We start from the raw sequence: 14884 nt of genomic DNA, 5'->3' as shown, positions 1-14884 counted from the left end.
CTTCAAAAGTTAATTTGATTCAAAAAGATTTTTTTTTCCTGATTTGTATCAAAAATTCACTTCACGTGCTACTTTATATCTTTCTTCGTTATTCTTAGTTCTTAAAATGATTTCGCCTAAAAAACCAGCTAAGAAAAGCTGAGTTCCTAAAATCATAGTGGTTAAAGCGATATAAAACCAAGGATTGTTTGTAACCAGACTATATTTCATTCCGTTATACATATGGTATAGTTTTGAAACTCCAATGTAACCGGCAGATAAAAATCCGATGATAAACATGATAGAACCCATTGCGCCAAACAAGTGCATAGGTCTTTTTCCGAATCTAGATAAAAACCAGATAGTTATTAAATCCAGAAATCCGTTTATAAAACGTTCCATTCCGAATTTAGTTTCGCCATATTTTCTAGCTTGGTGAATAACCACTTTTTCGCCAATTTTTCCGAATCCGGCATTTTTAGCTAAGACCGGGATATAACGGTGCATTTCACCAGATACTTCAATGTTTTTAACCACAACATTTTTGTAAGCTTTTAATCCGCAATTGAAATCATTTAATTCAACACCAGAAGTTTTTCTAGCTGCCCAGTTAAATAATTTAGAAGGAAGATTTTTGGCTACAACAGAATCATAACGTTTCTTTTTCCAGCCAGAAACCAAATCGTATTTCTGAGCTGTAATCATTTCGTATAATTCTGGAATTTCATCAGGACTGTCCTGTAAATCGGCATCCATTGTGATAATAACATCGCCTTTTGCTTTTGCAAAACCAGCATGAAGGGCTTGAGATTTTCCGAAGTTTTTCATAAAACGAATGCCTTTTACATTCGGATTTTCATTAGAAAAACCTTCAATAATCTGCCAAGAATTATCTGTACTACCATCATCTACAAAAATGATTTCATAAGAGTAATTGTGCGATTGCATCACTTTAATAATCCAAGTGTAGAGTTCTTTAAGTGATTCCTCCTCGTTTAGAAGCGGTATTAGTATAGATAAATTCATTTATATTTTATTGTAGACTTTTTTTATTACGGTTTCTCGTTTTTAACGATTGCTCCTATTATTAAGGAATATATTAATCCGATTAATGCATACATCACAAGAGTTACTGGAAATACAATAAAAGGATTCATGAATTTCTTAACCATGCCAAGTCCCATTTCTAATTCCTTTGCAGTCATCTGTGGGTTTTTTGCAATCATTTCGCTTTTTGTTATATCAAGCATTTCGTTGACAAAATCAGGAAATATCAAATTAAAAATAACGTTGAATGCAGCATAAATCAAAGCTGCTAAAACAGTTATGGAAACTCCCGTTTTTAGGCATTCTGAAAGAGAAATAAAGCCATTGTTAATCTTTTTTTTGTATTGATTACATCCTAAGAAAATAAACAATACTGGTAAAACCAAATAATTAGCCAGATTGACAATTATTCCAAAGCTTGAATTAACTAGAGATTTCATGCCAATTACATACATAACGACAAATTCTAGAATCATTATAACACCGAATAAAACACCGTAAGGGGTTCCTGACTTAGCAGGAGATATTTTTACATCCATAAAGTTATATTTAATTAGTTCACAAATATAGTAATTCCCTGTATAATCGGATATAAAAAAAGCTTTTCGAAATAAACTAAAAAAAAGCAGGCTAACTGTTTGTTTATTAAAAAAGAATTGTAAATTTGCACACTCAAAAATAATTAAAAGTTTTTAAACAAAAAGAGTATCATTTGTTTACACCTTTTTCTAGCCATGAAAAAGCTTCAAAATAAAGATGCTCCAAACAATAAATAAAAGATAAAGATGAAAAAAGGAATTCACCCAGAAAATTACAGATTAGTTGCATTTAAAGACATGTCAAATGACGAAGTTTTTATCACTAAATCTACTGCAGATACAAGAGAAACAATTGAAGTTGACGGAGTTGAGTATCCAGTTGTAAAAATGGAGATTTCTAGAACATCTCACCCTTTTTATACTGGTAAATCTAAACTTATCGATACTGCAGGACGTATTGATAAATTCAAAACTAAATATGCTAAACACGCTAAAAAATAATAGCTGTTTAAAAATATACAAAAGCCTTCCAGATTTGGAAGGCTTTTTTTATGCGTTAAATTATGCTTATCATTAAAATGGCTTTTTCCGAACCAGATAAATATTTGTAACTTTGAGCCAGGTAACCAAATCAATATTTTAACAAACACTCAATTATTTATGAACTACATTCTTTTCGACGGCCCCGTTCGGAATGCTTTATTACCCTTTACCTTTACAAGGCCTGTGGCTGATATTTTGGTCGGAATAATGACCATTCGTCAAAAATGGGAAAAACGTCTAGGTTCTACAATTACCACTATAACCGAAGAATATTTATCGGAGAAATTTCCAATGGTTGAAATGGAAGAAAATGTAATGATCAATGCAGCGTATTTGCCAAATGATACTCTTGTAGAGATGGTTTCCAATTTGACCGAAAATCAGGCGATCTTTAAAGGGGAAGATGTAATAGCATTTTTTACGAGCGAAAACCAAGAAGAAGTCGATTTTGATTCTTATGAGATTATCCCTTACAATGAAGATTGTATAACGATTGAACATACGTGGGATATTTTTTCTAAAAACGATGCAGCAATCCGTCAGGATTTTGCTTATTTAACTGAAGACAGAAAATCACAGCCAATTCCAAAAAGCGTTAATGTAATTGCTCCTGAAAATATATTTATCGAAGAAGGTGCAAAATTAGAGTTTGTAACTTTAAATGCCTCAAACGGTCCTATATATATAGGTAAGAATACCGAGATAATGGAGGGAACTGTAATTCGTGGACCTTTTGCTTTATGCGAAAATGCTATGGTAAAAATGTCTGCTAAAGTTTATGGTGCAACAACTGTTGGGCCTGGATCTCGAATAGGTGGTGAGGTTAAAAACTCAGTGCTTTTTGCTAATTCGAATAAAGGACATGAAGGATTTTTAGGAGATTCTGTTTTAGGAGAATGGTGCAATATTGGAGCCGATTCTAATAATTCGAACCTAAAAAACAATTACGAAGAAGTAAAATTATGGAGTTATGAAACAGAAGGTTTTGCAAAAACAGGACTTCAGTTTTGCGGCTTAATGATGGGAGATCACAGTAAATGCGGAATCAACACGATGTTTAATACTGGAACTGTTGTCGGAGTTAGTGCCAATATTTTCGGTTCTGGATTTCCAAGAAATTTTGTCCCTAGTTTTTCTTGGGGCGGCGCTGCAGGATTTACAACCTATGTAACTAAAAAAGCTTTTGAAACAGCGCGTTTAGTTTTATCAAGAAGAAATATTGATTTTGACGAAACCGAACAAGCAATCTTAGAACACATTTTTGAAGAAACTAAAAAGTGGAGAAAAGATTAATTAGATAATTAGTCAATTTGAAAATTAGATAATTTTTGTAACCCTACAGGTTTTTAAAACCTGTAGGGTTTTGTTTTTTATACTTATCTTTAAACTGGACCGAAGTCCAGCTCTACAAAATAGCCTGAGCCGAAGGCTCTTTTGTTTGTTCCGAAGGAACTTATTGTATTGTAGAGCTGGACTTCAGTCCAGTTTAGCAATAGATTGATTTTTTTAAAGATTTAGAAATTATCTAATGGTCACATTCTCAAAATTATTTAATTCTCAAATTGACACATTTTCTAATTTTACTTATTTGTCAATCTTTATAAAATCTTCTTTTAAGTTGAATTTCAATTCTAAACCGTTACTAAGTTTTGTCTCATAACCTGAACTTTCAATTTCTATTTTGGTTACTTTTTCTTTTGGAAAATTTGTTTTTATATAAGAAGCTATTTTTTTAGGAACAATAGATTTTGGAATTTTAGCATTTTTGCCGTCCACTTCTTTCCAGTTTCCTTTCTTATCAAATTCAATTTCGATTTCGTTATCAAATTTCACTTTGTATTCTGTAGAAAGGATTTCTTTGTCTTGCAATATATAACTTGGTTTTTTCGATCCAAAATGGGTTTTCAAAAAAGTTTGTGCATTTGCAGGTAAAGCTTCTTTTTTTATTACAGTTTTTTGAGCATTTGCAGAAAGTCCAAAGGCTAATCCTGCAAGTAAGCAAACGGTCAGTTTTAATTTCGATCTCATATTTTGCTGATTTTAAAATTAATATACAAGATAGCACTAAAAATTTAAAATTAGGATTAAACGTTCGTGTTTCATTTAACTATAGGTTAAGATAATTGTCTAATTAACAGATTCTCAAAATTATCTAATTTTCAAATTGGCACATTATCTAATTAAATCTATCTTTGCAGCACGAAAAAAATGGGTAGTCAGATAAACGATTAACCGATTAAACAAAATTCACAAAAACAAATGATTACAGTTAACGATATTTCGGTTCAGTTTGGTGGAACTACACTTTTTAGCGATGTTTCTTTTGCTATCAACGAAAATGATAAAATTGCCCTTATGGGTAAGAATGGTGCGGGAAAATCGACACTTTTAAAAATAATTGCGGGTGTAAACAAACCTTCAACTGGAAATGTTTCTGCTCCAAAAGAAGCTGTAATTGCTTACTTGCCACAGCATTTGCTGACCGAAGATGGCGCAACTGTTATGGAAGAAGCGTCTAAAGCTTTTAGTGAGATTTTTAAAATGAAATCTGAAATAGACGAAATCAATGAACAATTGACGGTTCGTACTGATTATGAAAGTGATGAATACATGAAATTGATTGAAAGAGTTTCTGACTTAAGCGAGAAATTTTATGCTATTGAGGAAGTAAATTACGAAGCTGAAGTTGAAAAAATATTAGTTGGTTTAGGTTTTGAGCGTGAAGATTTTACACGTCAGACTTCTGAATTTTCTGGAGGATGGAGAATGCGTATCGAATTAGCTAAAATTCTATTAAGAAAACCAGATTTGATTTTGCTGGATGAGCCAACAAACCACATGGATATCGAAAGTATTCAATGGTTAGAAGATTTCTTGTTGAATCAAGCCAAAGCGGTTGTGGTAATCTCGCACGATAGAGCGTTTGTAGATAATATTACCAATCGTACTATTGAAGTTACAATGGGAAGAATCTACGATTACAAAGCAAAATACACGCATTATTTAGAATTGAGAAAAGATCGTCGTATTCACCAGCAAAAAGCGTATGACGAACAACAAAAAATGATTGCAGATAACAGAGCTTTTATTGATCGTTTCAAAGGAACATTTTCTAAAACAGATGCTGTGCAATCTCGTGTAAAAATGTTAGAAAAACTTGTTATTGTTCAGGTTGATGAAGTAGATACATCGGCATTAAAATTAAAGTTTCCGCCGGCAGCTCGCTCAGGACAATATCCTGTTGTGGTAAAAGATCTATCTAAATCTTACGGTGATCACGTTGTTTTTAAAGATGCAAACATCGTAATCGAAAGAGGACAAAAAGTGGCATTTGTTGGGAAAAATGGGGAAGGAAAGTCTACGATGATCAAAGCTATTATGAAAGAAATTGGCATTGATGAAGGAAGTGTTGAAATTGGACATAATTCTCAAATTGGATATTTTGCTCAAAATCAGGCGGCTTTATTAGATGAAAATGCTACTATTTTTGAAACTATTGACAATATTGCTGTTGGAGATATTAGAACACAAATCAAAAATATTTTAGGAGCTTTCATGTTCCAAGGAGATGATATCACTAAAAAAGTAAAAGTGCTTTCTGGAGGAGAAAAAACTCGTTTGGCAATGATTAAACTGCTGTTGGAGCCAGTTAACTTGTTAATTCTCGATGAGCCTTCGAATCACTTGGATATGAAAACTAAGGATATTATTAAAGATGCGCTTCGTGATTTTGACGGAACTTTAATTCTGGTTTCTCACGACCGTGATTTCCTTGACGGACTTGCAACTAAAGTTTTTGAATTTGGAAACAAAAGAGTTAAAGAACATTTTGAAGATGTTGCTGGATTCCTTGCACATAAAAAAATGGATTCTATGAGAGAAATCGAAAAATAAGTTAAGATATATAAAGTTTTAAAAAGGCATAAGTTAATTCTTATGCCTTTTTTTGTTTTGGTAATTTCTATAACATTATTTTAATGCAATTTTTTTTACAACAAAAGTTTTTTTGCTACTTTAGTAATCCCAATTCGTATTGACTATAATAGTTAACTTTTTGATTTTTCCAAAAAGGATCGTGCTGATTTTTGAATTCAGTTAAATAAAAACTAATATTTTATCTATTTGAAGTCTATGAGTAAAATTCTACTATTTCCTATAGTTATCTTCTTTTTTATTTCTTCAAATTATTTACATGCTCAAGGTGATGTAAATGATGGTGAAAAAAATGAGCCAGAAGTAAAATATCCACAATACCAGCTAAAAGGTCTTTTACAGGCTAGATATTTGGAAAGCTTTGGTGATAATGTCGATGTTTTAGGAGTTCATCATTCTACAGGAGATGTCACGCAACAATCTTTTGACATAAAAAGAATGCGGGTCGGTTTAAATACCAAATTAAGCGAAGCTACAGAAGTTGTAATCTTGGTCAACTTAGCCGATTTTAAATCCGATACCAAAGGCAAAGTTCTTGAAAATGCGTACGGGAAATATACTTTTAGTAAATACATTGCTTTAACAGGAGGACAATTTCGACCTGCATTTGGTCTTGAGGAGCTTGTGCCGGTTGATATTATTAAATCTTTCGATTTCTCTAATCAATATTATGAGTTTGGAAAAAATGGCTGGACGAGTTTTCAAATCGGGGCTTCAGCAACAGGATCTTTTGATATTGGAAAAATTCCTGTCAATTATGCGGTTTCTGTTTTAAATGGAAACGGAAAGAATGTAGAAATGGATAAAGACAATGGAAAACAGTATTCTACAAGATGGGTTTTTGAACTGTCTAAAGAACATAAGATAAATCTAGGTTTAAATGGTGGTTTCGGAAAAGTCTTTAAAGAAGATGTTTTTGCCATTGGAGCCGATATTACTAGTGATTTTAAATTAACAGATCGAGTTACTTTTGATCTTCAAATAGAATACAAACAGGGAACAAATCATAACTTATATTTTTCTTTACCAGCAGAAAATAGGGTCGGAGATGTTTCTAATTATCAAATGCGAGGCGTTTATTTTCTGCCTAATTTAAGATATGTGGTAAACTATAAAAAGCTAACAGCATTTGAATTGTCTTGCCGATACGAAACTTTTGATCCGAGTTATAAAGTAAATTCAAATGTGAGACAGACTTATACGCCCATGATAAGTTTAGAATTTGGAAAAGCTTATACAGGCCGAATTGAGATGGGATTTGAGATTGACCGATTTGACAGAAACATTCCCGATACATCTACCTATAATGATGAATTGTTTTTAATTCAGTTGCAGCTTCGACTTTAGTTTAATATAAAAACCCTTTTATTATGAAAGAAGTACAGATTCCTCAAACCTTGATTACGCTTGCTGTCGGAATTGCAATTTGGTTTATTCCAGCTCCAAATGGCGTTGTTGCTGAAGCTTGGCATTTGTTTGCCATTTTTGTGGCAACGATTTTAGGGATTATTTTAAAAGCGGCACCAATGGGAACCATGTGTATGATCGCTATCGCTTTAACAGCTTTTACACAAGTTTTGGCACCAGGAGATCCTGGAAAATCAATTACATTGGCATTAAAAGGATTTGGAGATAAAGTAATCTGGCTTATCGGAATTTCATTCTTTATTGCAAGAGGTTTTATAAAAACGGGTTTAGGAAATAGAATCGCATTTTTATTTATTAGAATATTCGGTAAAAGTTCGTTAGGACTAGCATACGGGTTAGGGTTGGCGGATTTGGTTCTGGCCCCGGCAGTTCCAAGTAATACGGCTAGAGGAGGAGGAATTATCTATCCGATTATGAAATCAATGTCGATGAGTTTTGGCTCAATGCCAGATCAGCCTGATACACACAGAAAGTTGGGTTCTTATTTGACTTTGAATTGTTACAATATGAATTTAATTGCATCTTCTATGTTTTTAACAGGAACAGCAAGTAATCCGATGTGTCAAAAGTTTGCATTGAATTTGGGAATAAAAATTACTTGGATGTCTTGGGCAGCTGCAGCGATTGTTCCAGGATTATGTGCTTTTTTTGTAATTCCGTTTGTGTTGTATAAAATCTATCCGCCAGAATTGAAAAAAACAGGCGATGCTCCACAGATTGCTAGTCAGAAATTAAAAGAAATGGGTGCTATAACCAGAAACGAATGGATGATGCTTTTGACGTTTTTCATTTTGCTTTTTCTTTGGATGACGGGAGATTTGTTTTCTATCGATGCTACAACTACAGCATTTATCGGATTGGTAATTTTACTTTTAACTTCAGTTTTAACTTGGGATGACGTGAAAGCCGAAAAAGGTGCTTGGGATACTATTGTATGGTTTTCGGTTTTAGTAATGATGGCAAGTTCACTCAATGAATTAGGTTTTATTGCTTGGTTTAGCGATCTTGTAAAAGCACAAATCGGTGGATTAAGCTGGCAGATGGCTTTTCCCATAATTATTCTGGTTTATTTCTTTAGCCATTACCTTTTTGCAAGTGCGACCGCGCATGTGGCAGCTATGTATGCAGCTTTGCTTGGGGTTGGAGTTTCACTAGGAATTCCCGGTCTGCTACTGGCTTTTATGCTTGGTTTTATTGGTTCGCTATACGGAACTTTAACGCATTATGGTCATGGTCCGGCACCTGTGTTTTTTGGGAGCGGCTACGTTGATTTAAAGAGCTGGTGGGTCAAAGGACTTGTGACAGGTTTGACCATGCTTCTTATTTATATGGTAATCGGCGGATTGTGGCTCCGCATTATAGGAGATTTTTAGATTCTGATTCCTGGAGGAAGAAGTTCTTTATATCTTGGATTTTTTTTGAAAAACGAAACAATTTTTGGGTGTATCGGAACAACTCTGTAGTTTTTCTCAGCGCTTAAATCTAAAATATTTTTAAGTAAAGTGTTTATCGTTTCTTCGTTTTCGTATGATTCTGGTTTATTGATTTTTGTCAAAAAGATTTTCTTTTCTTGAAATGAATATTCAACTGCTAGCATTCCTTCAGGAATCACAGTTTCAAATTGGCGTGCAAAAGTATTGTCTTTTATTTCCATAATTGCAGAAGCTTCCATAATTTATTTGTTAGAACATTGGGTGAATAGTGAATTTGGGAAACGAAATGATTCTGAAAGAAAATTCTTTATAACATTTTAAAAACAGAAAAATCCCGAAATACAAAGGTAATCATTTGATTTTCAATATTGAATTATTTTTTGCAGCTATAAACTTTAAGCAATTGTTTCTGATTTGATTTTTTTTGATTTGGTGTAATAATTCGGTCTGAAATTTGATTATCATGAGGTTAAAAAAAGTAACTTTATTTTTTTAAATAAATATCGCAATGGTAATTTCATTTGAATATTATGAGTAAAATTCCAGTTTATTTTATGCCAGGTCTGGCAGCAAGTTCATCTATTTTTGAAAGAATAAAATTGGATGAAACAATTTTTGAAACGCATCTTTTAGAATGGGAAATCCCAAAACAAAAAGAATCCTTATCTGATTATGCCTTTCGAATTAGTGAAAAAATAAAAGATGAAAATCCAGTTTTAATTGGCGTTTCTTTTGGTGGAATTCTGGTGCAGGAAATTTCCAAACATATAAAAACACGAAAAGTAATTGTAATTTCAAGTGTTAAAAGTAATTTGGAATTCCCAAGAAGAATGAAAATAGGGAAGAAAACAAAAGCTTATAAATTAATTCCGATGCAGCTGATTTTAAATGTGGAGAAATTGGCTAAATTTTCATTTGGAGAGAAAGTCAACAAACGAATTAAATTATATGAGAAATTTTTATCCGTTCGCGATTTAGGATATTTACAATGGGCCGTAGAAAGTGTAATTCTGTGGGAAAGAGATAAAATCGACGAAAATGTAGTTCATATTCACGGAGATAAAGATGATGTTTTTCCAATTAAATACATCGATAAATGTATTATTGTAAAAGGAGGTTCACATATCATGATTTTGAATAAATACAAATGGCTGAATGAGAATCTGCCTTCTATTATACTTGAGTGAAATTCCAATTTTAAAAATTCCAAATTCCAATACTTAGAGGATTTGTAATCTTTGTCAAAGTTTTAAACCTTGACAAAGATGTATTTAAAATTTGCATGCAATCTTGTCATTTCGACCGTAGGGAGAAATCTTCGCAAGTAACTCCACAAAGTAATTCGAAAAAAAAATATGAGAATCAGTATAATAGCTTTGATGTTAATTTTAGTCGGATGTAAATCTCCGAAGAAAGATTATGATTTTACTTTTTTTAAATGGAACATCCATGAATCTTATTATTTGAAGTTTAATTCTTCTGATACAGTCTATTGTGTCGATAATTATGGATTTAAAGAACAAACGTCTTTTACGATTTTAAACAAAAATGAGAAAGAAAGGATTCAAAGTATGCTTGATACTATAACTTTTCCTGAAATTGAAGCTTATGAAAGTCAAGTTGATGACGGAGAAACAAATGCTTTCGTGCTGAAAAATAAAAATCAATTAAAAAAGCTTAAAATCCACGGACACAATGGGCCAATTTTATTTAGACTTTTTGGTAAATCATTAGATAACATTAAGAATAGTCATGAATTTACCAAAACAAATAAGAAAATAGATTTAAAAGAAATTAATAAAATGGTTATTTCTGAAGTGAAATTTGTGCCCCGTAAGAAAGATTCTCTAAAATAAATAGATTTACACAAAGTAACCACAAAGTTTTTTCCTCCTGAGCGAAGTCGAAGGATCACAGGCTAAATCCATTCAGTGTTTTCTTTACTTTGCGTCTCCTTCGACTTCGGTCAGGAAGACATAAAATGAGCAAAATCTAAAATCTAAACTCAACAATCTAAAATAAAAAAATCCCAAACTCTTTTGGAATTTGGGATTTTAAAAATTGAAAATTAAAATCGTTAGATTTTTTTCATTTGTTCTTTCATCATCGTGATTTGCTCTTTCAGCATTCCTTGCTTGTCTAATTTCTTAGCTTCATTAAGTAAATTAGTCGCTTCCAGTTTTCTTCTGCGTGACATTGCAACTCCTGCAAGGTTTAATTTAGCTACAGCTAAATCCATATCCATTGATAGTCCAAGTTCGATAGCTTTTTTGAAATGTTTCTCAGCTTGGTTGATGTTAGTCTGAGATAACATGATGCCTTGTAAGTAATTTAGGTAACCTTGTTGTTTTCTAACTAATGCTCCTTCTGGATTTTTAATATATGATAACCATTTTTTAGCGCCTTCAAAGTCTTGTTTTCTTAATTTTAGGAAAGCTAAAAGGATAAATTCGTTTTTAAAGTAAAGAAAAATTGGAATAGCAGTAAGTAAAATAAGGAAAATACCATTTCCGATATTACTTTCTGTAAATTGCCAAATGCCAGCAACTACAAGAAGTCCGGCTAAAATTAGTTTAATATTTTTGTGAAACATAATTAATGTAAATTTGTGATTGCAAATATAGTAAAATGAATTAAAAATATTTTTATTAAAGTGCTTGCCAGAAAAAAAAGTCTTTGTATATTTGCACTCGGTTTTTGAGCAACGATATTCAAAACCAAGAAAGAGTTAATTAGATACCATTTTTAAAGATACAAAGCAATGAGCAAAAGAACATTTCAACCATCGAAAAGAAAAAGAAGAAATAAGCACGGATTTATGGACAGAATGGCTTCTGCGAATGGAAGAAAAGTTCTAGCGCGTAGAAGAGCAAAAGGAAGACATAAATTAACTGTTTCTAGCGAACCTAGACACAAAAAATAATGTTTGTATAAACATACATAAGGCGATTACTTTTTTAGTATCGCCTTTTTTTATACCTTGTCGGTAAAAATTTTCTCAACTTTCTAGTTTATAGCACACTAGAACAGTTTTTTAAAATCTTAAATAACTACACAATACATATAAAATGCCTAAAGACACATCAATAAAATCAGTTTTAATTATAGGTTCAGGACCTATCGTTATTGGCCAAGCTTGCGAATTTGACTATGCAGGATCTCAATCTGCTCGTTCTATTCGCGAAGAAGGAATTGAGGTTATCTTGATTAACTCCAATCCAGCGACTATTATGACCGACCCATCTATGGCCGATCATATTTATTTGAAACCTTTAACTACAAAATCGATTATTGAAATTCTTAAGGAACATCCACAAATTGATGCGGTTTTACCAACAATGGGAGGTCAGACTGCTTTAAACTTGTGTTTGGAAGCTGAAGAAAAAGGAATCTGGCAAGATTTCGGAGTAAGATTAATCGGTGTTGACGTTAATGCAATTAATATTACTGAAGATAGAGAGCAGTTTAAGCAGCTTTTAGAAAGAATAAATGTGCCAACTGCACCTGCAAAAACGGCTACTTCTTACTTAGAAGGAAAAGAAATTGCACAAGAATTTGGTTTCCCGCTTGTAATTCGTCCTTCGTTTACACTTGGAGGAACTGGAGCTGCAGTGGTTTACAAAAAAGAAGATTTTGATGAGCTTTTAACTCGCGGACTAGAAGCTTCTCCAATTCACGAAGTTTTAATAGATAAAGCTTTAATGGGATGGAAAGAATACGAGTTGGAACTTTTAAGAGATAAAAATGATAACGTTGTAATTATCTGTTCTATCGAAAACATGGATCCAATGGGAATCCACACTGGAGATTCGATTACAGTTGCACCGGCAATGACTTTATCTGATACTACTTTCCAAAAATTACGTGACTACGCTATCTTAATGATGAGAAGTATCGGAAATTTTGCTGGAGGATGTAACGTACAATTCGCAGTTTCGCCAGACGAAAAAGAAGATATCGTAGCAATCGAGATTAATCCTCGTGTATCTCGTTCTTCTGCTTTGGCATCAAAAGCAACTGGATATCCAATTGCTAAGATCGCTTCTAAACTAGCTTTAGGATACAACTTAGATGAATTACAAAATCAAATTACAAAATCTACTTCGGCTCTTTTCGAACCTACTTTAGATTATGTTATCGTAAAAATACCACGTTGGAACTTTGATAAATTTGAAGGATCTGACAGAACTTTAGGTCTTCAGATGAAATCTGTAGGTGAGGTTATGGGAATCGGACGTTCTTTTCAAGAAGCGCTTCATAAAGCAACACAATCTCTAGAAATTAAGAGAAACGGTTTAGGTGCTGACGGAAAAGGATACAATGATTACGAACAGATTATTGAGAAACTGACTTTCGCAAGCTGGGATCGTGTTTTTGTAATCTACGATGCAATCGCAATGGGAATTCCGTTGAGCACAATTCACGAAATTACAAGAATCGACATGTGGTTCTTAAAGCAATATGAAGAGCTTTATACTTTAGAGAAAGAAATTTCAAACTATAAAGTTTCAAATCTTCCGAAAGAATTATTGCTTGAAGCGAAACAAAAAGGTTTTGCAGACAGACAATTAGCGCATATGATGAGTTGTTTGGAAAGTGAAGTGCACACTTTACGTATGGATCAAAAAATCAACCGTGTATTTAAATTGGTTGATACCTGTGCGGCTGAGTTTAAAGCAAAAACACCTTATTACTACTCTACTTTTGAAGCGGAAATTGAAAAAGCAAACGGAGAACGTTATGTAGATAATGAAAGTGTTGTTACAGATAGAAAGAAAGTTATCGTTTTAGGTTCTGGACCAAACAGAATTGGACAAGGAATCGAATTTGATTACTCTTGTGTACACGGAGTTTTAGCTGCTAAAGAATGCGGTTACGAAACAATTATGATTAACTGTAATCCTGAAACGGTTTCTACAGACTTTGATACAGCAGATAAATTATACTTCGAACCAGTTTTCTGGGAGCATATTTATGACATCATTCAACACGAAAAACCAGAAGGTGTAATCGTTCAGTTGGGAGGTCAAACAGCTCTTAAATTAGCCGACAAATTATCTAAATACGGTGTAAAAATCATCGGAACTAGTTTTGATGCGCTTGACTTGGCAGAAGATAGAGGAAGATTCTCAGACTTGTTGACGGAATTAAACATTCCTTTCCCAAGATTCGGAATCGCTGAAACGGCTGATGAAGCTTCAAAATTAGCAGATACTTTAGATTTTCCACTTTTAATTCGTCCTTCTTATGTATTAGGAGGTCAGGGAATGAAAATTGTAATCAACAAAAAAGAGCTTGAAGAGCACGTTATCGATTTGTTGAAAGCAATTCCAGGAAACAAATTATTACTGGATCACTATTTAGCTGGAGCAATCGAAGCAGAAGCTGATGCAATCTGTGATGCTGATGGAAATGTTTACATCATCGGAATTATGGAGCACATCGAACCTTGTGGAGTTCACTCTGGAGATAGTAACGCAACATTGCCTCCTTTCAACTTAGGAGAATTCGTAATGCAGCAAATTAAAGATCATACGCATAAAATTGCAAGAGCTTTAAAAACGGTTGGTTTGATCAATATTCAGTTTGCGATTAAAGACGATACAGTTTACATCATCGAGGCAAACCCAAGAGCTTCTAGAACTGTTCCGTTTATTGCAAAAGCTTACGGAGAACCTTATGTAAACTACGCTACAAAAGTAATGTTAGGTCACAATAAAGTAACTGATTTTGATTTCAACCCGCAATTAAATGGTTATGCAATCAAACAACCAGTTTTCTCTTTCAGTAAATTTCCGAACGTAAACAAAGCGTTAGGGCCAGAAATGAAATCAACCGGAGAAAGTATCTTGTTTATTGATGACTTAAAAGACGATCAATTCTACGAATTGTATTCTAGAAGAAAAATGTATTTGAGTAAATAATCTCAGATTCTATTATAAAATAAAAGCTCCAATGAAAATTGGAGCTTTTTTCGTTTTG

At 33.0% G+C, this 14884-nt stretch carries 14 protein-coding genes; 9 read left to right on the top strand and 5 right to left on the bottom strand.

Features of this window, described 5'->3' with window-relative positions; genetic code table 11:
- Positions 1 to 48: 48 nt before the first annotated feature.
- Both LL966_RS19140 and LL966_RS19135 read right to left on the bottom strand, forming a co-directional pair.
- On the bottom strand, positions 49 to 1005 hold the full coding sequence (locus tag LL966_RS19140; protein ID WP_229355442.1) for a glycosyltransferase family 2 protein: 957 nt from the start codon (positions 1003 to 1005) through the stop codon (positions 49 to 51).
- Between the two features lie 26 nt (positions 1006 to 1031).
- The gene (locus LL966_RS19135) at positions 1032 to 1565 is read right to left on the bottom strand and encodes a DUF4199 domain-containing protein (protein WP_229355441.1); all 534 of its coding nucleotides are present in this window, start codon (positions 1563 to 1565) and stop codon (positions 1032 to 1034) included.
- A 246-nt stretch (positions 1566 to 1811) separates the two neighbouring features.
- On the opposite strand from LL966_RS19135, the gene LL966_RS19130 reads away from it, so the two are divergent.
- The gene (locus tag LL966_RS19130; RefSeq protein WP_111363726.1) at positions 1812 to 2066 is read left to right on the top strand and encodes a type B 50S ribosomal protein L31; all 255 of its coding nucleotides are present in this window, start codon (positions 1812 to 1814) and stop codon (positions 2064 to 2066) included.
- Positions 2067 to 2225: 159 nt separating this feature from the next.
- The gene (locus LL966_RS19125; RefSeq protein ID WP_229355439.1) at positions 2226 to 3401 is read left to right on the top strand and encodes a GlmU family protein; all 1176 of its coding nucleotides are present in this window, start codon (positions 2226 to 2228) and stop codon (positions 3399 to 3401) included.
- Positions 3402 to 3692: 291 nt separating this feature from the next.
- On the opposite strand, the gene LL966_RS19120 is transcribed toward LL966_RS19125, so the two are convergent.
- Positions 3693 to 4136 carry a PepSY-like domain-containing protein gene (locus LL966_RS19120; protein WP_229355438.1) on the bottom strand — a complete coding sequence of 148 codons (444 nt, stop codon included), beginning with the start codon at positions 4134 to 4136 and terminating at the stop codon, positions 3693 to 3695.
- Between the two features lie 231 nt (positions 4137 to 4367).
- Between LL966_RS19120 and LL966_RS19115 the strand changes: the two genes are divergently transcribed.
- The 3 genes from LL966_RS19115 (at position 4368) to LL966_RS19105 (ending at position 8842) form a co-directional block, all read left to right on the top strand.
- Complete coding sequence (locus LL966_RS19115) at positions 4368 to 6002, top strand: ABC-F family ATP-binding cassette domain-containing protein (RefSeq protein WP_229355436.1); 1635 nt, start codon at positions 4368 to 4370, stop codon at positions 6000 to 6002.
- Between the two features lie 237 nt (positions 6003 to 6239).
- Positions 6240 to 7388: a porin gene (locus LL966_RS19110; protein WP_229355434.1), complete on the top strand. Its 1149-nt coding sequence runs from the start codon at positions 6240 to 6242 to the stop codon at positions 7386 to 7388.
- A gap of 23 nt (positions 7389 to 7411) precedes the next feature.
- On the top strand, positions 7412 to 8842 hold the full coding sequence (locus tag LL966_RS19105) for an anion permease (RefSeq protein WP_229355433.1): 1431 nt from the start codon (positions 7412 to 7414) through the stop codon (positions 8840 to 8842).
- Here LL966_RS19105 and LL966_RS19100 read toward each other — a convergent pair.
- Positions 8839 to 9141 (bottom strand): GNAT family N-acetyltransferase, encoded by a 303-nt coding sequence (locus tag LL966_RS19100; protein ID WP_229355432.1) that lies wholly within the window; start codon positions 9139 to 9141, stop codon positions 8839 to 8841. The genes LL966_RS19105 and LL966_RS19100 overlap by 4 nt on opposite strands.
- Before the next feature lie 291 nt (positions 9142 to 9432).
- On the opposite strand from LL966_RS19100, the gene LL966_RS19095 reads away from it, so the two are divergent.
- Both LL966_RS19095 and LL966_RS19090 read left to right on the top strand, forming a co-directional pair.
- Entirely contained in the window at positions 9433 to 10089 is a 657-nt protein-coding gene (locus tag LL966_RS19095) for an alpha/beta hydrolase (protein ID WP_229355431.1), read from the top strand.
- Positions 10090 to 10257: 168 nt separating this feature from the next.
- Positions 10258 to 10758, top strand: coding sequence for a hypothetical protein (locus LL966_RS19090; protein ID WP_229355430.1), 501 nt, complete (start codon positions 10258 to 10260; stop codon positions 10756 to 10758).
- A 221-nt stretch (positions 10759 to 10979) separates the two neighbouring features.
- On the opposite strand, the gene LL966_RS19085 is transcribed toward LL966_RS19090, so the two are convergent.
- Complete coding sequence (locus tag LL966_RS19085; RefSeq protein ID WP_229355429.1) at positions 10980 to 11495, bottom strand: DUF2892 domain-containing protein; 516 nt, start codon at positions 11493 to 11495, stop codon at positions 10980 to 10982.
- Between the two features lie 168 nt (positions 11496 to 11663).
- Here LL966_RS19085 and rpmH point away from each other — a divergent pair, with 168 nt between their 5' ends.
- Positions 11664 to 11825 carry a 50S ribosomal protein L34 gene (gene rpmH / locus LL966_RS19080; protein WP_008464848.1) on the top strand — a complete coding sequence of 54 codons (162 nt, stop codon included), beginning with the start codon at positions 11664 to 11666 and terminating at the stop codon, positions 11823 to 11825.
- A gap of 145 nt (positions 11826 to 11970) precedes the next feature.
- Positions 11971 to 14826, top strand: coding sequence for a carbamoyl-phosphate synthase large subunit (gene carB, locus LL966_RS19075; protein ID WP_229355428.1), 2856 nt, complete (start codon positions 11971 to 11973; stop codon positions 14824 to 14826).
- The last annotated feature ends 58 nt before the right edge of the window (positions 14827 to 14884 follow it).

The organism is Flavobacterium chungbukense (assembly GCF_020805785.1).
GTDB classification, from domain to species: domain Bacteria; phylum Bacteroidota; class Bacteroidia; order Flavobacteriales; family Flavobacteriaceae; genus Flavobacterium; species Flavobacterium chungbukense.
This window is presented reverse-complemented; position numbering and strand designations above follow the sequence as displayed.

Coding starts and splice junctions, on each gene's coding strand:
- LL966_RS19140 (WP_229355442.1), bottom strand. CDS start 1,005: ATGAATTTATCTATACTAATACCGCTTCTAAACGAGGAGGAATCACTT.
- LL966_RS19135 (WP_229355441.1), bottom strand. CDS start 1,565: ATGGATGTAAAAATATCTCCTGCTAAGTCAGGAACCCCTTACGGTGTT.
- LL966_RS19130 (WP_111363726.1), top strand. CDS start 1,812: ATGAAAAAAGGAATTCACCCAGAAAATTACAGATTAGTTGCATTTAAA.
- LL966_RS19125 (WP_229355439.1), top strand. CDS start 2,226: ATGAACTACATTCTTTTCGACGGCCCCGTTCGGAATGCTTTATTACCC.
- LL966_RS19120 (WP_229355438.1), bottom strand. CDS start 4,136: ATGAGATCGAAATTAAAACTGACCGTTTGCTTACTTGCAGGATTAGCC.
- LL966_RS19115 (WP_229355436.1), top strand. CDS start 4,368: ATGATTACAGTTAACGATATTTCGGTTCAGTTTGGTGGAACTACACTT.
- LL966_RS19110 (WP_229355434.1), top strand. CDS start 6,240: ATGAGTAAAATTCTACTATTTCCTATAGTTATCTTCTTTTTTATTTCT.
- LL966_RS19105 (WP_229355433.1), top strand. CDS start 7,412: ATGAAAGAAGTACAGATTCCTCAAACCTTGATTACGCTTGCTGTCGGA.
- LL966_RS19100 (WP_229355432.1), bottom strand. CDS start 9,141: ATGGAAGCTTCTGCAATTATGGAAATAAAAGACAATACTTTTGCACGC.
- LL966_RS19095 (WP_229355431.1), top strand. CDS start 9,433: ATGAGTAAAATTCCAGTTTATTTTATGCCAGGTCTGGCAGCAAGTTCA.
- LL966_RS19090 (WP_229355430.1), top strand. CDS start 10,258: ATGAGAATCAGTATAATAGCTTTGATGTTAATTTTAGTCGGATGTAAA.
- LL966_RS19085 (WP_229355429.1), bottom strand. CDS start 11,495: ATGTTTCACAAAAATATTAAACTAATTTTAGCCGGACTTCTTGTAGTT.
- rpmH (WP_008464848.1), top strand. CDS start 11,664: ATGAGCAAAAGAACATTTCAACCATCGAAAAGAAAAAGAAGAAATAAG.
- carB (WP_229355428.1), top strand. CDS start 11,971: ATGCCTAAAGACACATCAATAAAATCAGTTTTAATTATAGGTTCAGGA.